15 protein-coding genes are annotated in these 19,198 nt (G+C 46.2%); 4 read left to right on the forward strand and 11 right to left on the reverse strand.

Annotated features, from left to right (window positions below):
* Nucleotides 1–33 precede the first annotated feature (33 nt).
* Both AC58UU_RS25610 and ytxJ read right to left on the reverse strand, forming a co-directional pair.
* Nucleotides 34–915, reverse strand: coding sequence for a DMT family transporter (locus AC58UU_RS25610; protein WP_497319887.1), 882 nt, complete (start codon nt 913–915; stop codon nt 34–36).
* 199 nt (nt 916–1,114) lie between these two features.
* The gene (gene ytxJ, locus AC58UU_RS25615; RefSeq protein ID WP_029194256.1) at nt 1,115–1,456 is read right to left on the reverse strand and encodes a bacillithiol system redox-active protein YtxJ; all 342 of its coding nucleotides are present in this window, start codon (nt 1,454–1,456) and stop codon (nt 1,115–1,117) included.
* 141 nt (nt 1,457–1,597) lie between these two features.
* Here ytxJ and AC58UU_RS25620 point away from each other — a divergent pair, with 141 nt between their 5' ends.
* Nucleotides 1,598–2,467: a metallophosphoesterase gene (locus AC58UU_RS25620; protein ID WP_497319889.1), complete on the forward strand. Its 870-nt coding sequence runs from the start codon at nt 1,598–1,600 to the stop codon at nt 2,465–2,467.
* A gap of 31 nt (nt 2,468–2,498) precedes the next feature.
* Here AC58UU_RS25620 and AC58UU_RS25625 read toward each other — a convergent pair whose 3' ends face one another.
* The 7 genes from AC58UU_RS25625 to AC58UU_RS25655 all read right to left on the reverse strand — a co-directional run bounded on the left by AC58UU_RS25625 (nt 2,499) and on the right by AC58UU_RS25655 (nt 14,159).
* Nucleotides 2,499–4,097: a PucR family transcriptional regulator gene (locus tag AC58UU_RS25625; protein ID WP_497319891.1), complete on the reverse strand. Its 1,599-nt coding sequence runs from the start codon at nt 4,095–4,097 to the stop codon at nt 2,499–2,501.
* A gap of 225 nt (nt 4,098–4,322) precedes the next feature.
* Nucleotides 4,323–4,739, reverse strand: coding sequence for a PaaI family thioesterase (locus AC58UU_RS25630; protein ID WP_497319892.1), 417 nt, complete (start codon nt 4,737–4,739; stop codon nt 4,323–4,325).
* Nucleotides 4,740–4,800: 61 nt separating this feature from the next.
* Entirely contained in the window at nt 4,801–6,471 is a 1,671-nt protein-coding gene (locus AC58UU_RS25635) for a long-chain-fatty-acid--CoA ligase (RefSeq protein ID WP_497319893.1), read from the reverse strand.
* A 36-nt stretch (nt 6,472–6,507) separates the two neighbouring features.
* Nucleotides 6,508–8,280 (reverse strand): acyl-CoA dehydrogenase FadE, encoded by a 1,773-nt coding sequence (locus AC58UU_RS25640; RefSeq protein ID WP_497319895.1) that lies wholly within the window; start codon nt 8,278–8,280, stop codon nt 6,508–6,510.
* A 105-nt stretch (nt 8,281–8,385) separates the two neighbouring features.
* A complete protein-coding gene (locus AC58UU_RS25645; RefSeq protein ID WP_497319896.1) occupies nt 8,386–9,570 on the reverse strand; it encodes an acetyl-CoA C-acyltransferase in 1,185 nt (394 codons plus the stop codon).
* Nucleotides 9,571–9,644: 74 nt separating this feature from the next.
* On the reverse strand, nt 9,645–12,038 hold the full coding sequence (locus tag AC58UU_RS25650) for a 3-hydroxyacyl-CoA dehydrogenase/enoyl-CoA hydratase family protein (protein WP_497319898.1): 2,394 nt from the start codon (nt 12,036–12,038) through the stop codon (nt 9,645–9,647).
* Between the two features lie 87 nt (nt 12,039–12,125).
* A complete protein-coding gene (locus AC58UU_RS25655) occupies nt 12,126–14,159 on the reverse strand; it encodes a (Fe-S)-binding protein (RefSeq protein WP_497319900.1) in 2,034 nt (677 codons plus the stop codon).
* Between the two features lie 911 nt (nt 14,160–15,070).
* On the opposite strand from AC58UU_RS25655, the gene fadR reads away from it, so the two are divergent.
* Genes fadR through AC58UU_RS25670 form a run of 3 tightly spaced genes read left to right on the forward strand, consistent with a single transcriptional unit; the run spans nt 15,071 to nt 17,464 of the window.
* Nucleotides 15,071–15,658, forward strand: coding sequence for a fatty acid metabolism transcriptional regulator FadR (gene fadR / locus AC58UU_RS25660; protein WP_057302424.1), 588 nt, complete (start codon nt 15,071–15,073; stop codon nt 15,656–15,658).
* 38 nt (nt 15,659–15,696) lie between these two features.
* Nucleotides 15,697–16,461, forward strand: a complete 765-nt coding sequence (locus tag AC58UU_RS25665; RefSeq protein ID WP_497319901.1) for an electron transfer flavoprotein subunit beta/FixA family protein — start codon at nt 15,697–15,699, stop codon at nt 16,459–16,461.
* A 19-nt stretch (nt 16,462–16,480) separates the two neighbouring features.
* Nucleotides 16,481–17,464 (forward strand): electron transfer flavoprotein subunit alpha/FixB family protein, encoded by a 984-nt coding sequence (locus tag AC58UU_RS25670; RefSeq protein WP_497319902.1) that lies wholly within the window; start codon nt 16,481–16,483, stop codon nt 17,462–17,464.
* Between the two features lie 63 nt (nt 17,465–17,527).
* On the opposite strand, the gene AC58UU_RS25675 is transcribed toward AC58UU_RS25670, so the two are convergent.
* Together AC58UU_RS25675 and AC58UU_RS25680 are read right to left on the reverse strand one after the other, a co-directional pair.
* Nucleotides 17,528–18,595: a DUF418 domain-containing protein gene (locus tag AC58UU_RS25675; protein WP_497319904.1), complete on the reverse strand. Its 1,068-nt coding sequence runs from the start codon at nt 18,593–18,595 to the stop codon at nt 17,528–17,530.
* The gene (locus tag AC58UU_RS25680; RefSeq protein WP_497319905.1) at nt 18,592–19,170 is read right to left on the reverse strand and encodes a TetR/AcrR family transcriptional regulator; all 579 of its coding nucleotides are present in this window, start codon (nt 19,168–19,170) and stop codon (nt 18,592–18,594) included. Before AC58UU_RS25680 ends, AC58UU_RS25675 begins: the two co-directional genes overlap by 4 nt.
* Nucleotides 19,171–19,198 lie beyond the last annotated feature (28 nt).

The following is a 19,198-nucleotide window of genomic DNA, read 5'->3' on the forward strand; positions in this document are numbered from 1 at the left end:
ATTTTACCTTTGTTCAATAAATAGCGAAAAAAATTACTTCTTTTCATTACTGCGTAAAAACATGCCCACGCCAACTAACAGCAAACAACCGGCTAACAATTGAATCGTTGTAATCGTTTCGCCGAGCAAGAAGTACGCTAATAAAGTTGCACCGAGCGGTTCCCCTAAGACGGTCATTGACACGGAAGAAGCCTTCATATATTTGAGCAGCCAATTAAATACATAATGACCAAATACCGTAGGAACAATCGCCAAAAGCAAGAATATCCCCCACTCTTTCGTTGGGTAAGCTGTAAACGACACACCTGTGAACACGTTAGTGACAGCAAGTACCAGCCCTGCGAACAAGAACACGAAAAAACTATAAACAAAAGCTGATATATGTTCTCTCAAGCTTTTGCCTAAGAGCATATGTAAGGCTACAGCAATCGTTCCGACCAAAGATAACAAATCCCCTTTAAGCGCTTTACCGGAAAATTGAAAATCTCCCCATCCGATACAAATGGCACCCACAATAGCTATGCACATAGCAATAAGAGCCGCTCGACTAGTCCGATGTCCATAAAGAAGAAACGCACCAAGCAGCACAAAAATGGGCTCTAACGTTAGAATAGCCGTGGAACTTGCTACTGTCGTAAAATGAAGGGAATCCATCCAAAATAAGAAATGTAAACCAAGCGATATACCGGAAATGGCTGTTCTCAGCCAATCTCTTAGTCGAATTCTAGCAATCTCTTTCCTATAATTCCACAGAAAAGGCAGCATCAAGGCATTCGTCATGAGAAGACGGTACATCGCGATGACAGCTGCAGGCGCATCTGACCACCGAACAAAAATCGCTGAGAAGGAAATGGCAATAATGCCGATCAAAAGAAATATGGAGATAGGTATTTTGGTTTTATTCATAGCATTCATGATGTGAAACTCCTTGAGATGTTATATCTTACAGTTGCCAAATAAGTATATAGGAGGAAGAACGGCTTGCCAATCTTTTTTAAACTTTGTTCAATTATTAGTAAAATACATACAACACGTAAAGCATAATAAAACCCTTATGTCACCTATATGAATATAGGCAGTGACCAAGGGCTTCTTTTTGTGTTAGGTTATAGGATTAATCTAAAACAGCAGTGATATGTTTGTTTGTAACGGACCAATGAGATGTATTCCAGATGGATTCTTTATCTTTAAAATAAAGGATTTGCGGGGAAGCGTGTTTGATTCCTAGATCCTCCGCAATTTGATTCGAAACCGGACGTGATTCGATAACTTTCACTAAGAAATAATCTACATCCGCATTTGGTTTACCGGACAGATATTCCTCATATTCATCAAGTGCGCTTGCACTTACCGGACATGTTGTGCTGTGCTTAAGAACGACAGCGGGTTTCTCGGAGGAGCGATTCAGTACTTCCTGCCACTCTTCTACTGTAGTTAATTCTTTCCATGCTGACATATGAACATCTCCCTTCCTATCTAGTTAATAATGATTATAAAGTAAGCTACAATCATATGCAAATCACACAACTCGCAACCCCCTCTATCTTACTGGTATAATAAAATTGTAAATATTCCTATGGAAGAACAGGAGGAACATATGCAATCACCACCCCCGATCTCAAGACGCTCTTTTCTCAAGAAAGGTACTGTGCTTGCAGGCTCTTTCATCGCTTCCGGAGGTTTACTTGGCAGTTATGCTAGTTTCTTGGAACCCAAATGGGTTGAGATTACGAGAATAACTCTGCCTTTCGAGCGGCTCCCCAATGCCTTCCATGGTATTAAACTCTTACATTTCAGCGATATCCATATTGGCCATCACTTTGACCTTCAGGATTTAGAACGTGTCGTGAAACTCATTCAGAAAGAAAAAGCGGATATGCTTTGTTTTACCGGCGATTTATTTGACGCCAACATTAGTGAAGATCCAGATCTAACCAGTCAACTACTGGGCAGCCTAGAGGCACCTTTGGGAAAATGGGCGGTACTTGGCAACCATGATAAATGGATTGGGTTCAACTACACCCTCCCGATCCTGCATAACGGAGGCTTTCAATCTCTCGTTAACGCTTTTCAGACGATCACCCATAAAGGACAAACCATACAGATAGCAGGCGTTGAGGACATGCTGACCGGTAAACCGGATATCGCGAAAACCTTGCGCGGGGCCAATGCCCAAATATTTACCTTGCTGCTATCTCACTGCCCTGATTTCGCGGATAAGGTAACTGAACAGGCCATCGATTTACAACTATCCGGCCATACACATGGCGGTCAGATACGGTTACCGGGAGTCGGAGCTGTCATCACGCCTCCGCGCGGTAGAAATTATGTCATAGGGCTTAGTGAAGTGCCTAATTCGAAAATGCTTGTTTACACCAATCGCGGCATTGGAACAACGACACTCCCCTTTCGTCTGATGTGCAGGCCGGAGATCACCGTAATTACTTTGGAAAAGCGAAAACCCTGAGCGCCTAAAGCGTCTCAGGGTTTTATATTTACTATCTAACGTGTAAAAATTGGCGGAACAAGAAGACGGCCTTCAATTTTAACAGATCGTTTACTTTTTTGAAATCAACCTGTAAGAGATCACTAATCTTCTCCAAGCGGTACGTTACGGTATTCCTATGAATAAATAATTGCTTTGCCGCCTCGCTTACTTGACCATCATTACGAATGAACACCTCTAAAGTACGAATCATTTCTTGCGAGTACTCGGCATCTTTTTCGAGTAAAGGGCGTAGAATTTTGGCACAGTATTCTTCCATCATAGTGGAAGACACGTTCTGGAAGAGATGCGCGAATTCGATGGTTTCATAATGAAGCACACGATCCGGCAGTCCAAGCTTGGACGCCATACGCTGCGTCTCCAAACATTCCATGTAGGCTTCCCTTAATGCTGTTGGCTTTAATTTCATAGAGCTTGTATAGAAAGCCATTTCACCGGCTTCTTCGATGCATCCTGAATCGCCTGCATATTTGGTCAGAAGCTGTGACAGCTCTTCCTCTGGAAAACCGTCTACTTGATTCGTTGAATAGACCGAGAACATCATATCCTTGAACACAAAATGGTGCCCGGTCAAACTGCTTGATTTCGGATGCGATTCTATATATTGCTTTAGGTTTTTGAGCTTTCCTTGGGGCTGCTCCTCCACCAGTTTTTCCGGCTTATTTTTGCTAATCACACATTGATAAGCTCCGGTAAAGATCGATAAACCTCTAGCTTCCGCTTGTTCAAGGAACTCCTCTAGAGATGTTCCTTTTTCTAAGTAGCGCAAGAGATTGTTTTGTAAATCGCGCTGAGCGGATGCTTCAACATGTGATCGGAATGTATAACATATATGGAAGGTCAGGATATCTGCAGCTTGCTGGAATAGGCCTTCCTCCACGTTTGCGAGCAGTACCGCATCCGGTATAATCAACAAATGTCCAAGAGGCTCATCGTCTTGCTGATGCAGCCCTACACGATAAGCACGCTCTTTACCTGCGTATACCCATCCCGATTTCCGTTTCCACGGCCAATTCTGGGATAGTTGATCGGGACTCCATGTGCTTGTGTTATATAAAATTTGTCCTCTAGCCCCCACTACCGCCATAGGATAACCAAGAATATCACTTATTAATTGGAACATGGAAAGCATATTATCCTGTTTCAACCCGAATTGCATCAGCTTCTTCTGTTTCTCAAGAACAGATTGCAGCAGCTGCGTATTGCGGCGGTATTCTGCGTTAAACAGTGCATTCATTTGATCAGAGAACGTAAATTGAAAGGGCATTTCGATAATCGGAAAATGCAGCCGATCTGCTTCATCTGCAACAATCTGCGGCAGCTCCGACCAAAAACGCCCCAGCTTGATCCCTAACCCAGCAGCTCCACGATCATTTAATTTACGAAGTAAATTAACCGTTTCTTGCGGACTATCCTTCATCGCGAAAGCAGTGGTGAAGAGCATCTCACCGGATTTCGTCCAATCCGCAATATCAGGAGCGTCCATCACATTGACTGATTTGACGATGCGGGAATCACCTTGCTTGCCTGCTACTAGCTTCGCTTCCGTTAAAGGATATATGGATAACGCCTCACGAATGGTAAGATGCATTGTGCTTCCCCCTTAGTGCCTTTTAAATGATTATAGGATGACCTTGCCATTTCAGTCAATGCATTTGTGTTAACTTATATAACATTGGAGTGAATTTTATGAACGTTTTATGACTTACACCCTTTTTTATGTAATATTATATAACATTAAAAGCGGAATCTAACACTCATAACAAAGAGAGACATGCTTAGCACATGCCCCCCCCCCAATTTAATGAATCAACCCTCAAATCACTCGAAACGTTCCCGTTCCCATCGTACCCAAATTACCTTCACGGTCAACAACACGACCTTGCGTAGTTATCATTTTACGGGATTGATGAACAAGCTCAGCTGTCACCACCAAGCGGCCTTCATAAAGCGGAGCTACGAAATGAACATTTAAATTCGTCGTTACAACCTTATCCTCCGGTCTAGCCATCATCACAACAATCCCCATCGCATTGTCCAGCAAGGAAGATAGTACACCGCCATGCACGATCCCTATCGGGTTCAAGTGATGCGTTTTTGCTTCCAAAGCAATCGTGATGATGTTGTCCTGCATACTCACAAATTCACAGCCTAGAAAGCCCCAAAACGTAGGCTCAGCTGATGCTGCTAATTGCTGCAGTCTCTTATTTATTCGTTCGTTAGAATCATCCATAGGATTCCCTCCACTCTTCTTGTAAAGGGCTTCCCCTTAATTGTTAAACAGGAAGAGGCTATCAAACCGTCTTCTCTTCCTCTAGTAATTGCCTGCGCAGCACCTTTCCAATCATCGTCTTCGGCAGAGACTGGCGAAATTCGACTTTCCGAGGCACTTTGTAGGCAGCCAAACGCTCACGACACCACAATTCTAGTTCCTTTTCCGTTAGCGTCATTCCCGGTCTCAGCACTATAAACGCTTTCACCGTTTCTCCCCGATATTCATCCGGTACGCCTGCAACAGCAGCCTCCAGAATTGCTGGATGCTCGAAGAGAACCTCCTCAATGTCACGCGGATAAATATTATAGCCTCCGGCTATGATTAAATCCTTTTTACGATCAACTATCGAGAAGAACCCATCCTCGTCCATACGCCCCATGTCGCCCGTATATAGCCAACCATCTCTGATAGTCATGGCCGTTTCGTGCTCGCGCTGCCAATACCCTTTCATCACTTGAGGCCCTTTAATGATAATTTCGCCAATTTCCCCAGTCGGCAGTTCTTGACCTGAATCCGAATCTACAACCTTCGTATCTGTATCCTGAAAAGGGATCCCAATTGAGCCTATTTTCCGAAAACCCCAAATGGGATTCGCATGCGTAACAGGGGATGCTTCAGTCAACCCATAGCCTTCGATTAATCTACCGCCTGTCAATGCCTCGAAGCGTTCTTGCACCTCTAACGGGAGAGGCGCTGAACCGCTTACACAAACATTAATAGAAGAAATATCCACTTCCTTCACGCGCTTATGATTAATCAAGGCAATGTACATGGTTGGCGCACCTGGGAAAATTGTTGGCTTCAACGAATGAATCGTATCCAATATCAAGTTGATATCAAACTTCGGAATGAGGATTAGCATCCCCGCCCGATACATAGATTGATTCAACAAGACTGTCAAGCCAAAGACATGGAAGCAAGGGATAGCCCCCAAGAATCTTTCTTCACCTAACCGAGTACGATAGCACCAATGGCTTGTTTGGTACGTATTAGCAATTAAATTGGTATGCGTCAACATGACACCTTTGGATATCCCCGTCGTCCCTCCCGTGTATTGAAGAAGGGCAATATCCTCATCAGCCTCCACATCTACACAAATCGGGGCGCGAGAAGCTGCTCGGAGCAGGTTTTTATAAGAATACACACCATCCCCGTAAGTGACAGCAAGGTTTGCACCATCTTTTTTCATTTTAATCGGATATAAGACATTTTTGGGAAAGGGCAAATAGTCCTTAATTGAAGTCACAATAACGTGTTGAATCGGTGTTTTCGCTTTCGCCTTTTGCACACGATCAAACAGCAAATCCAACGTTACAATAACGGTTGCTCCGGAATCCGAGAGCTGGTGAACCAGCTCTCGCTCCACATAAAGCGGATTCGTCATAACGACGATCCCGCCCATCATCAGGGTTCCGAAGTAGGCTATGATGGCCGAAGGACAATTCGGCAGCATAATCGACACCCGATCCCCCGAGCTGACACCCAGCTCTTTTAAAGCATTGGCAAAACGATAGGACGCTTCCAATACCTCCCGATAACGCAGCGTTTTCCCCAAGAAATACAAGGCAGGTCGGTCCGGAAACTTATGCGCGGAATCTACCAACAAACGTGCAAGATTATGCTTCGGGTACTCGTAAGTCGGCGCCACTTCAGACGGATAATGGCGCAGCCAAGGCTTTGCCTCATTCATACAAAACCATCCCCTTCAGGTTCTTGACATCGATGACTATACGATGAATTTCTCACCCTGAATAACACGTGCGGCGATGTCGCGCTTCAGACCTACCGTATTCACACTGCTGCGTCTGGACAGCTTTTTCAAAATAGACAATTGAGTCCGAAGAACATCTCCTTCTTCCATCGTACTGAGCGCTTCCTTCGCATATGCCTCAATTTTGTCAAATGCTTCATGAACAAAAACCGTCGTGATTTGGATCGCATTCTTTGCTTTTTCTTCCCCTGCTTTCTCAATCTGCTTTTGTGTACGAAGAAGACCGCTTTCGGCTGCGAAAATTTGGATCATGATGTCAGCTAAATTACTTAAAACTTCCTGATTTTTCTCAAGTGCCATGCCATACTTTTGTACAGCAAGCCCACCGACCATTAGGAATACTTTCTTCGCCATTGAAACCAGATGCACCTCTTCGGCTAGTGTGCCTTCGAACGTTTGGCCTGGAACGATAGAGAGCAGTTCCGCTTGCAGCGCTTGTGCTTTTTGCAGCAAAGGCAGTTCGCCTTTCATCGCTTTCTTCACTAATGTACCTGGAATGAGCAGGCGATTGATTTCATTCGTACCTTCGAAAATTCGGTTAATCCGTGAATCCCGATAAATACGCTCCACTTTGTACTCCTGAATAAAACCGTAACCGCCATGAATTTGCAAGCCCTCATCCGCTACAAAATCTAATACTTCAGACGCGAACACCTTATTAATGGAGCATTCCAACGCGTATTCAGAAATCCCTTTTGATGAATGTTTACCGGCGTCAGGGCTCGTATGATCAATATCTTTGAGAATGGTATCGAACAATCCAGTCGTTCTATACACCATGCTCTCCAACATATACGTTTGAATATTCATTTCCGCCAGTTTTTTACCAATCAATGGGAAACGTGAGATAGGCGTATTAAACTGTTGGCGAGTATTCGCATATTTCGAAGCTAATTCAATCGTCTCCTTGGAAGCACCCAGACATCCGGTAGCCAATTTGTAACGGCCAATATTCAGAATGTTAAAAGCAATTAGGTGACCTTTACCGATTTCACCCAATAAATTCTCGACTGGCACACGGACATCTTCAAAATAAAGCGGACGCGTCGACGATCCTTTGATTCCCATCTTCTTCTCTTCAGGTCCCATCGTAAAGCCAGGATCACCTTTCTCTACGATAAATGCCGTGAAATCAGTGCCATTGATTTTGGCATAAACGATGAAAATATCCGCAAATCCGGCATTCGTGATATACAATTTGGATCCGTTTAAAAGGTAATACTTTCCATCTTCAGACAAACGAGCTGTCGTTTTCGCCCCCAAAGCATCCGAGCCGGATGTTGGTTCCGTTAAACAGTAGGCCGCGATTTTCGCGCCTGTCGCAAGGTCGGGCAAATACTTCTTCTTCTGTTCCGTGGTACCAAAAAATACAATCGGCAGCGTACCAATCCCGACATGCGCCCCAATGGACAAAGCAAAGGATGAAGCACGGGCGAGATTTTCACTAATCACAGTGGAACTTACTTTATCCAACCCTAGTCCGCCATAAATCTCGGGTACATCAGAGCCAAGTAATCCGAGATCACCCGCGCTGCGCATCAGTTTTACCGTTAAATCATAATCGAGCTTTTCCAAATGCTCATCATTCGGCATGACTTCACCTGATACGAAATCACGCGTTGTTTCCGCAATCATGCGATGCTCTTCGGTAAAATCCTCAGGAGTCACAATATCATGAAAATCCGTATCTGAAATAACAAAACTACCGCCTACGACTTTCTCCGCCATGGTTCATCTCTCCTCTAAATTAATTGTACAAGGGTACATATTAGGATTCACGAGGGCCTAGATAGACTCTCATGAATCCGTTCTTTTTCCATTTATCTGCTTCAATTAAACGGGATGCACTTCAAAGACTCCGGCAGCTCCCATTCCGCCGCCGATACACATGGACACTACACCATAGCCGCCGCCACGACGCTGCAGCTCATGAATTAAGCTCGTTGTCAGCTTCGCACCCGTGCACCCGAGCGGATGCCCGAGAGCGATGGCGCCACCGTTCACATTCACCAAATCTTCATTCAAGCCTAGCTCGCGAATAATATGGACACATTGCGAAGCGAAAGCTTCGTTGATTTCAAACAGATTCACTTGGTCTTGCGTGATTCCTGCCATCTGTAAAGCCTTCGGAATCGCCTTGACAGGCCCGACGCCCATAATTTCCGGCTCCACGCCGGAAAGCGCGAAGGCCTTGAATGTCGCCAGCGGCTTCAACCCGAGCGCTTCCGCGCGCTCACGGCTCATCAGCACGGCCGCCGCTGCGCCGTCCGACGTCTGTGACGCGTTGCCCGCCGTCACAGATCCGCCCAAGCTGAACGCAGGCTTCAGCTTGGCAAGCCCTTCCACGGATGTATCGGGGCGAACGCCCTCATCCATGGCAAACACAAACTTCCGCTCGAACGCTTTGCCGCGTTCGTCAACGCCCTTCACGCTCGTGCTCACTGGCACGATCTCGTCTACGAACTTGCCGGCTGCGATCGCTGCGGCAGCTAGTCTGTGGCTCCGCGTTGCGAAGCCATCCTGCGCTTCGCGCGAAATGCCGAAGCGCTGCGCAACTTCTTCGGCCGTGTGGCCCATGCCCATGTACACCTCAGGCATGCTCTCAACCAGCCCCGGATGCGGCGAGAGCTTGAAGCCCGTCATCGGGACGTGGCTCATGCTCTCAACGCCTCCGGCGACAATCACCTCCGCGTGGCCAAGCATAATGCGCTCCGCCGCATAAGCGATGGCTTGCAGCCCGGAGGAGCAAAAGCGATTGACCGTGATCGCCGGCACGGTCACCGGGAAGCCCGCATACAGCGACATCGTGCGGGCGAAGTTCAGCCCTTGCTCGCCTTCGGGCATCGCGCACCCGATAATGATGTCCTCGACATCTCCTTTGTCGAGTCCAGGAGCGCGCCGTATAGCCTCTTCCAATACGGCTTTACCCAGGTCCTCCGCTCTGGTTTGAGCGAAACTGCCTTTCTTCGCGCGACCGACTGCCGTGCGCGTTATCGATACAATGACTGCTTCTTTCATCGATTTCACCTCATTATGAGTAATAGGCATACACCATTCGGGGCTTTCTAATTAGAAAGGCAAGTTCTTCTCCCTTAATTCCGCAGTGCTTTCCCATTGGAAAGCATGTATTGCATGCGCTGCTGTGTTTTCAGCTCTCCACAAAGACTAAGGAAGGCTTCACGTTCTAGATCGAGCATATACTGCTCTGTGACTAAAGTTCCTGCTGGCACATTACCTCCTGAAAGTACATGTGCAAGTTTATTCGCGATCAATTGATCGTGCTCACTGATATATCCGCCTTGGCGCATCGTATAGGCAGCAATCTGCATCACTGCTTTGCCATTCTCGCCAACGACGCGGATTTTCTCTTGCACAGGAGAGGTGTATCCCGCAGCATCCATACGAAGTACGGCTTGCTTCGCTTCATAAATACGATGATCCGGATTCACAACGACCGTATCCCCAGCACGCATATAGCCAAGACGTTTCGTATCATGACCGCTCGTCGACACCTTTGCCATGGCCACCGTTTCAAAAATCGCATTGATCCACGGCTGAAGATCGACTTCCGGGTCACGAACCTTTTGACTTGCTAGAAGTGCTAACTCCTTACATCCGCCACCGGCAGGAATTAAGCCAACACCCACCTCAACGAGTCCATAATACGTTTCCGCCGAGAAAATAATTTGGTCAGCCGGCATACAAGCCTCAACCCCGCCACCAAGCGTCATCTTATGCGGCGCAGCAACAACCGGCTTTTCCAGCCTTTTGAGCTTCAACATGGAGTTTTGGAATAAACGAATGATGCCGTCTACTTCATCCCACTCGCCATCTTGCGCTTCCATTAACAACAGCATCACGTTGGCACCGACACAGAAATTTTTGCCTTCGTTTGCGACAACCATCCCGCGATAATTGCTGCGTACTTCGTCCACGCTTTGCTGAATCATCGTGAGAATATCTGCACCAATGGCATTGTTCGGCGAGTGAAACTCTAAGCAAGCAACCCCGTCTCCAATGTCTATCAAGCTCGCGCCGCTATTAGAGCGGATGACTTTATTTTGCTGTTTTAAAGAAGCAAGTGAAATGAGTTCTGGCCTTGTTTCAACACCGCGAAACTCATTTTTCAAATAGTAAAAACTTTGGCCATCCCTATTCTCATAAAAGCTGTCATGACCCGCGGCAATCCAAGCTTTTACCCATTCAGGCACTTTACTGCCTTCTGCTTCCATTCGTTCCACAGAACGTTTCAGCCCAATAGCATCCCACGTTTCGAAAGGACCGAGATCCCAGTTAAAGCCCCATTTGAGCGCATTATCAATCTCGACGATTGAATCTGCAATCTCATCTAATTTCTCAGCGGAATAGAGGAGCACTGGTTTCAAAATGTTCCACGCCAGATCCGAATATCGATCTTTGGCGCTGAGTAAGGCCTTTAACTTCCCTACCGTACCTTTGGCCTGCTTCGAAGCTTCCAAAGAGCCTGAACCGATTTTGCGGCTTGCCGAATATTCCATGGTATTTAAATCTAATGATTGAATTTCTTTACCAGCTTCGGACTTCACTTTTTTATAAAACCCTTGGCCCTGCTTCTCTCCGATCCAGCCTTTTTCTACCATCGTTCTCAAAATGGCCGGTGTATTGAAAACTTCCTTCTCCGCAGGGTCAGTCACAAGATCAAAAACGTTATTAGCCACATGGACGAAAGTATCCAGACCCACCAAGTCCAGCGTACGGAACGTCGCGCTCTTAGGACGGCCCATTGCCGGACCGGTTACCGCATCTACTTCTTCGACGGTATATCCATTTGCAAGCATTTCACGCAAAGTAACCAAAAGCCCATAAGTGCCAATTCGATTGCCGATAAAATTCGGTGTATCTTTCGCTTGAACAACACCTTTTCCAAGCTTCTTCTCACAAAAATCGGTCATAAAAGCAACAATTGCAGGGTCTGTCTGTTCATTTGGAATCACTTCCAATAATTTCATATAGCGAGGCGGATTAAAAAAATGAGTGCCAAGGAAATGCTTTTTAAACTCAGAGCTGGCGCTTTGGACCATAGCATTGATTGATATGCCCGATGTATTCGAGGAAACAATGGTTCCCGGCTTCCAAACGGTTTCAATACGGCTGATGAGCTGCTGCTTCGCTTGCAAATTTTCCACAATAACTTCAATAATCCAATCCACGCTTCCAAGCTTAGCTAAATCATCCTCCAGATTGCCTGGTGTAATACGTTCAGCGAAAGTTTCACTATATAGGGGAGCTGGGTTCGTCTTACTGAGCTTATCCATCGCATTAAGAGCAAATCGATTCCGCACCTTGGGATGATCTAACGTAAGGCCAGCAGCTTCTTCTTGCGGCTGCAGTTGGGTAGGCACCATATCGAGCAGTAACACGGGAATGCCTACATTTGCCAAATGGGCAGCGATACCGGAGCCCATCACACCGGAGCCGATAACGGCCGCTGTACGAATCTTTGTCATATGGAAATTTCCTCCTACATGATTTTTTCAGTTTTCGCATCAACCTTGACAAACACGCTCGCCCTTATGGCGAAGAAGTCGTTTATCCTAAGGCGTTCCAAACACAGACAAGGCAAGAATTTCAGCGATATCTCGCGCTTTCACCTGTTCCTCGACCTCCTTAAGCTTTGTTCCATCCTCCACCATCGTTAGGCAATAAGGACAGGCTGAACTGATAACGGTGGGTTTCACACTTAAAAGCTGTTCAGTGCGTGCTACGTTTACGCGTGTACCTGCGGTTTCTTCCATCCACATCATGCCGCCTCCGGCACCGCAGCACATACTGTTCTCGCGAGAACGCTCTTGCTCAACCAACTCAACCCCTGGAATCGCTCGCAGTACATTGCGCGGCTCTTCATACACTTCGTTGTAGCGGCCTAGATAACAAGAATCGTGGTACGTAATACGCTCTCGCACTTCATGTTGCGGCTTAAGACGCCCCTCTTTCACCCACAGATCCAACAGCTCAGTGTGATGGAAAACGTCTGCCATAAGGCCAAATTCGGGGTATTCATTTTTGAATGTATGGTACGTATGCGGGCACGTTGTTACGATTTTCTGAACCTTATACTTTTGAAAAGTCGCAATATTGTCCGCACACAGCTGTTGGAATAGAAATTCATTACCCATCCGGCGAGGTGTATCACCTGAATTCTTCTCCTCATTGCCCAAAATGGCAAAGGAGACGCCGGCTTCCTTCATCAATTTCACAAAAGAATGCGTGATCTTGCGGCTGCGATTATCGTAGGCTCCCATGGAACCCAAGAAAAACAAGTACTCGAATTCCGGATTTTCCTTCACCGTACGCACACCAAGCTCATCATCCGGATCCACTTCTTTGACCCATTTCACGCGATCATTCCGGCTTATTCCCCAAGGATTTCCTTGTCTCTCGATGTTTTGTAAAGCACGTTGGCCATCATGCGGCATGCTGCCTTGCGTCAGTACAAGATGTCGGCGCAGATCGATAATCTTATCCACATGCTCATTCCCTACAGGACATTGATCCTCACAATTACGACAGGTTGTACAAGCCCACAACTCTTCTTCCGTAATAACGCCGCCAATGAGCTCAACTTCAAGCGGGTTATGGGTACTTGGACTAGCGAAAGCAAAAGCTGGCACCCATGGTGATTTGGAGGTGATGGCAGCGCCTTTTTCCGTCAAATGATCACGAAGCTTCGTAATCAAATGCATCGGCGACAGCATCTTGCCTGTTGTATTCGCGGGACAAACATTCGAGCAGCGACCGCATTCCACACAAGAGTAGAAATCAAGCATCTGCTTCTGCGTGAAATCCTCGATTTTGCCTACACCGAAAGATTCTGCCTCTTCATCCTCCAAGTCCAGTGAAGCCAATTTACCAGTTGGCTCTGTGCGGCGAAGCAAGATATTGATAGGTGCTGTAATAATGTGAAAATGCTTCGACTGCGGTACATAGATTAGAAATGAGAGTAGGATGAGCAAATGCATCCACCAGCTTATATAGAAACCAACCGTAGCCGCTGTATGCGACATACCGCTAAAGGCTGCTGCGAACAGAGATGAAATTGGTGCAAATGCGGATGTCTCCATCCCTTCCTTTACCCGTTCAAACCCACCGCTTACGACGACAGATAGCATCAAGAAAAAAATGAAGAATATAACGATACTAGGCTTCCAACCGCGTTTCAGCCGTTTTAGCTTTTCAACATAACGGCGATACGTCGCATATCCCATGGCCAGAAGAATCAGCGCTACCGTCAATTCCTGCATGAAAGTGAAATAATCGTAACCTGGTATTGGTAACCCATGGCCAATTAATCCCTTCAAAATGAGATCCAGCGCCCCAAGCTGCAAAATAATGAATCCATAAAAGATCACAATGTGCATGATGCCGCTCTTCTTATCCTTCAATAGCTTGGTCTGGCCAAATACCTGAATCGCAAACTCCTTCAGCCGCGCCTTCGCTTCCGTTTTCAAATTCACAGACTTGCCAAGCCTAATGTACAAATATCGGTGATAGACAACACGGACAAACAAATACACCGCAAACCCCGTAACCGCAAGAAATAAAAGAAACTGAATGAGTGAACCGGTCATTGAGGACCCTCCCTAGCGTTTTGCGTTAGCAAAACTTTCTTCGTAAGCATGTTCTGCGCTTTCGTAAGACTTCGTAAGATTTCGTAAGTATGAGCTTAGCAAGTTCCCCTACTAATCCATCCAAAATCCCCGCAAATTAGATTTTTTGAGCGATTTCCAGGTAATAAGAGCCTCTAGAGACTGCTATTTCCTCATTTTCATTGTCTTCCATGGGTTTAAGAGTCTCTAGGGACTCTTATTCCACATGAATCACACAATATTGCTCAAAATTTAGATAAATAAGAGCCTTTAGAGACTTTTATTTCCTCATTTTCATCGCCTTCTATGGATTTAGGTGTCTCTAGGGACTCTTATCCCACGCGAATCACACCATCTAACTCGAAATCCTGATAAATAAGAGCCTTTAGAGACTGCTATTTCCTCATTTTCATTGCCTTCTATGGATTTAGGAGTCTCTAGGGACTCTTATTCCACATGAATCACACCATCTAGTTCGAAATCCTGATAAATAAGAGTCTCTGGAGACTGCTATTTCCCCAATTTCTTTGACTTCTATAGATATAGGAGTCTTTATGGACTCTTATTCCACGCTAGCCACGACATCCAGCTCGAATCCAACAATAATGAGCAAGCAATAACATCGCCCCACCTACTACTGGACTCGGAAACCCACTCATGCAAGTAAAGTAACCGCTTACATTCAGATATCGTAAAAAAGCAAGTTCCATTTGACCCTATTTCCAGAGTTGAAAACTGCTTCATTGTGAAGTGTAAGCCGGCAAACCTTCCTACTTGCTTTAATCAGCTGAATAAGTCGTTGACAAGGCGTACTGCGTATTTTATGATGAAATTACGAAAATGAATGAGTATTCATTCACCGATATTTGTATTCTAACACCGAGGTGATCTCCTTGACAAGTGGCAAAAAACCAGACAAGTATTACGCAATACTCGAAGGCGCTCTGAAAGTGTTTGCTGAGCATGGCTTTCACAAATCCCAAGTATCCCGAATCGCCAAGGAAGCTGGAGTGGCCGATGGCACCATCTATCTTTATTTCAAGAAGAAGGAGGATATTTTGACCAGCCTGTTTCAGGAGAAATTAGGCGAGCTTGTAGAGAAGCTCAATAATGGGCTGAATGATCAAATGACAGCAAGAGAAGCGCTACACAAAGTATGTGAGATTCATTTCAGTGTACTGGAAGGGAATATTCATCTTGCTTACCTCACCCAAATCGAGCTTAGACAGAGTGATCTCGAGCTTCGCAAAGAGATTGGCCTTGCACTAAAGAGATATATTATCCTCATTGAAAATATATTAGAAAAAGGTAAGAAAGACGGCAGTTTCCGTCCTGATTTTGAAGTGAAGCTTGTGAGGCTTCTCATTTTTGGCGGCATGGACGAAGTCGTTACTTCTTGGCTTATTTCTGGGCAGAAGTATTCTTTAACCGCTCAAGTTGGACCTACCATTGATTTTTTCATGAAAGGCATCGAGTCTTAAGGTCTGTATAACATGTATATTCAGGAAGGAGCTTGACTATGGACATTTTTGTATTATTGAAGCAAACGTTTGATACGGAGGAAAAAATCGTCCTGCATAACGGGGCCGTTCAAGAGGATGGCGTGAAATTCGTCATCAATCCTTACGATGAATATGCGGTTGAGCAAGCGATTCAAATTCGTGATGAGCTGGGCGGCAAGGTCACCCTGCTCTCCGTTGGTCCCGAACGTACCGCTGAAGCTCTGCGAACTGCACTGGCGATGGGGGCTGATGAAGCCGTTCTTATTTCCGATGAGCGCATTAAGGGAGATGAGTTCGAAGTGGCCGAAATTTTGGCCAACTATTTGCGTGGACAGTCCGTCGATCTTCTATTGGGTGGTAATTTCTCCGTCGACAATGGGGCTGGGCAAGTCGCTATCCGACTCTCTTCCCTCCTAGGCTTACCTCATGTTGCCTCTATTACGAAGTTGGAAATTTCCGGAGGAAAAGCGGTTGCCCACCGCGATGCAGAAGGCGATATTGAAGTGATCGAGGTGCCTCTCCCTGCTCTGTTCACAGCACAGCAAGGCTTGAACGAGCCGCGCTATCCTTCACTACCTGGGATTATGAAAGCTAAGAAAAAACCATTCCAGCACTTATCACTTGATGATATTGAGGGCGCCGATTTGGCAGTCGCTAAAACAGAACGCACGGAGTTGACCTTGCCACCTGAGCGAAAGGCAGGCCGAATTCTAAAAGGCGACCTTCCACAGCAAGTTACCGAACTCGTGCAAGCATTACGCAGCGAATCCAAAGTGATCTAATTAAGGGGAGGCTACATTTATGAGCAAAACATATCTCGTTGTTGCAGAAGCACGCGGCGGCAAGCTGCGGCAAGTATCTTTTGAAGCATTACGCGCAGCGCAGCTTTCCGCTTCTGATGGCGATGCCATCGCTGCAGTATTGATTGGCGGCGCAGGAAGCAAAGCACTTGCTGGTGAGCTTGCGGCTTATGGCGCAGACACCATCTATGTTGTCGAAGACAACCAGCTGGAGAGTTACAGCTCGGAAGCCTACTTGAGTTCTCTGCTGGCTGTCACGGATACCGCCCAGCCAGGCGCACTCTACTTCGGCCACACGGCAGCTGGCCGAGATCTCGCACCGCTGGCCGCGGCGAAGCTCGCAGCTGGCCAGCTCTCAGACGTAACGGCTATCTCGCGCAGCGGGGATACCGTGCAGTTCACGCGACCGCTTTACGCTGGCAAAGCCGTCGAAAAGAAAGCGTTTACCGACCCGAATGGCACATGGGTCGTCACGATAAGACCGAACAACATCGCAGCCTCCGAGCCTGACGCATCGCGTCAAGCTGAGGTCATCGATGTGGCTTACCCCGCTCCCTCCCTGCGCAGCATCATTCGGGAGGTCGTCAAGAAAACGTCCGGCACCATCGACTTGGCAGAAGCCAAGATCGTTGTCTCCGGCGGACGGGGCGTGCGCAGCGCCGATGGCTTTCAGCCGCTCGAAGAGCTGGCTGCCGTCTTGGGCGGCGCTGTCGGGGCTTCCCGCGGAGCCTGCGACGCGGGCTACTGCGAGTACGCGATGCAAATCGGCCAGACCGGCAAGGTCGTGACGCCGGAGATCTACATCGCGTGCGGCATTAGCGGCGCCATCCAGCATCTTGCCGGGATGAGCTCTTCGCGCGTCATCATCGCGATTAACAAGGATGCTGAGGCGCCAATCTTTAAAGTCGCCGACTACGGCATCGTCGGTGATCTTTTCGAGGTCGTACCGCTGTTGACCGAAGAATTCCGTCGTTTACTCCAGTAACTGCAACGATAACAGCCTGATTACAGATCATTAATGGTCTGCAACTAGGCTGTTTTTTCTATCCTAGAATTTCCGCATCACCATTTCCAAAGATCCTCGCTTAAATTTATGTTTCCAGATTAGGGAAATTACAATTGCGAAAACGAAGTAGGCCACAGCATACAGCGTTGAGAAGATGACAGAACCATTTTCGAGAATACCGAATAATTGTAGAATACCAAGCCCCACAACGACATGCATGACATAATGTGTCAACGTCATCTGCCCTGTCTCGATGAGCACCTTGACGATGCCACGAGCATATTTGCTTTCAACAAGATAAATACATAATAAGTTAACTAGAATTGCTGAACTCGTTGCAGAGAACATGTATAGCAGATTCGGCGGCATCGGCTTTGTTTGAAATAGATACTCGGCTATTTCCGTCCCGAGATAAGTGCCTCCTATTTTCAAAGCGGCTAAGGAAATCAATTCACTCCCCACCCATGCAATCAACGAAATGAGAAGCCACTTTTTCCGAATCGATGTATCTGTAAAGTTTAGCCTACCGAACCACATTCCGACTAGAAAGAAACAAAACCAGGGTATCGCTGGATGAAAACTGTTGAACCATGTATTCCGTAAAAACCCATTCACTGTCCAGAAATCCAAATAAGTATGAAAAGAAGAATCCCAGCCTACTGTATAGTCATATTGCAATAGGAACAATTGTGCACTTAACCAAATAATAACAGCAGCACCCAGCAGCATTTTACCAGAAGCTCGTATTAGAAAAGAGGCTATAAACAAAAACAAAGCATAATAATGCAAAATGTCAGCGCTCCATCCAAAAAGGATCAATAGAAATCCTAAGAAAAGTAGGTATAACGATCTTTTCCAGACGATAACTCTTTGCTTGCGCAGTAACCCCGTATCTCCTACTCTTGCCTTTCGTGTCATAATCGTAAAGCCGATCCCTGCTAACACAACGAAAACAGCAGATGCCCTTCCCTCGAATAAACTAGTGAACCAAGATAACCACGCAGGGCCACTGCCCTCTGCCCCCATTGCGATTTTATAATTGACAAACATCATACCCAGTATGGAAATTGCTCTTGCAAAATCAAGCCCTGTTATTCGTTCTCCACTCACGTATTTATCTCTCCATTCCACACTTGCTCCACACTGTATTGCCACAATCGTTCGTAATCAAAAGCAAGTCCAAGCGTCATATAGTTGTCAATTTGGTCGATAATTAGTGTCAGCATCTCGGCTTTTAAACCTAGATTTTCCCCGCTCATTACACCAAGATTCACCCCGTGTTTGAATAAGGCAGTAAAGCCTTGAACATACGTATCAATGACAGCTTTAACAGCTTCGAGAATCTTCTCATCTCTTGTACTTTGAATCATGAATTCTTTCATTATCAATGAGTAATGCGGATCGTTACGCTGCTCATGAATCATTTTCAGGCCGCATGTAATGAAATGCTCTTTGAAGTTTTCAGTTGTAAATTCCTTTATCGGGAAAAAGGTATCAAACCGAATTTCCTTGCACACCTCTTGAAGCAGCGCATGAAATAAAGCCTCTTTCGAGGAAAAGTGGTAATACAGTGCTGGTTTCGTTATGCCAACTTCCTTCGCAATCATGGATAAGCTAGTCTTCTCAAACCCATTTCGGGCAAATAGACGATAGGCTTCATTTAGAATTAGTTCGTAAGTCTGCATTGTTTTTCTCCTTTTTTTACTTACCGTT

This window comes from Paenibacillus sp. JT22N1, from assembly GCF_059692155.1.

Bases quoted from the DNA above. Each gene is read 5' to 3' on its own strand.
- AC58UU_RS25670 (WP_497319902.1), top strand. From the start codon at position 16,481: ATGAGCAAAACATATCTCGTTGTTGCAGAAGCACGCGGCGGCAAGCTG.
- AC58UU_RS25630 (WP_497319892.1), bottom strand. From the start codon at position 4,739: ATGGATGATTCTAACGAACGAATAAATAAGAGACTGCAGCAATTAGCA.
- AC58UU_RS25655 (WP_497319900.1), bottom strand. From the start codon at position 14,159: ATGACCGGTTCACTCATTCAGTTTCTTTTATTTCTTGCGGTTACGGGG.
- AC58UU_RS25680 (WP_497319905.1), bottom strand. From the start codon at position 19,170: ATGCAGACTTACGAACTAATTCTAAATGAAGCCTATCGTCTATTTGCC.
- ytxJ (WP_029194256.1), bottom strand. From the start codon at position 1,456: ATGTCAGCATGGAAAGAATTAACTACAGTAGAAGAGTGGCAGGAAGTA.
- AC58UU_RS25635 (WP_497319893.1), bottom strand. From the start codon at position 6,471: ATGAATGAGGCAAAGCCTTGGCTGCGCCATTATCCGTCTGAAGTGGCG.
- AC58UU_RS25645 (WP_497319896.1), bottom strand. From the start codon at position 9,570: ATGAAAGAAGCAGTCATTGTATCGATAACGCGCACGGCAGTCGGTCGC.
- AC58UU_RS25610 (WP_497319887.1), bottom strand. From the start codon at position 915: ATGAATGCTATGAATAAAACCAAAATACCTATCTCCATATTTCTTTTG.
- AC58UU_RS25620 (WP_497319889.1), top strand. From the start codon at position 1,598: ATGCAATCACCACCCCCGATCTCAAGACGCTCTTTTCTCAAGAAAGGT.
- AC58UU_RS25625 (WP_497319891.1), bottom strand. From the start codon at position 4,097: ATGCATCTTACCATTCGTGAGGCGTTATCCATATATCCTTTAACGGAA.
- AC58UU_RS25640 (WP_497319895.1), bottom strand. From the start codon at position 8,280: ATGGCGGAGAAAGTCGTAGGCGGTAGTTTTGTTATTTCAGATACGGAT.
- AC58UU_RS25650 (WP_497319898.1), bottom strand. From the start codon at position 12,038: ATGACAAAGATTCGTACAGCGGCCGTTATCGGCTCCGGTGTGATGGGC.
- AC58UU_RS25665 (WP_497319901.1), top strand. From the start codon at position 15,697: ATGGACATTTTTGTATTATTGAAGCAAACGTTTGATACGGAGGAAAAA.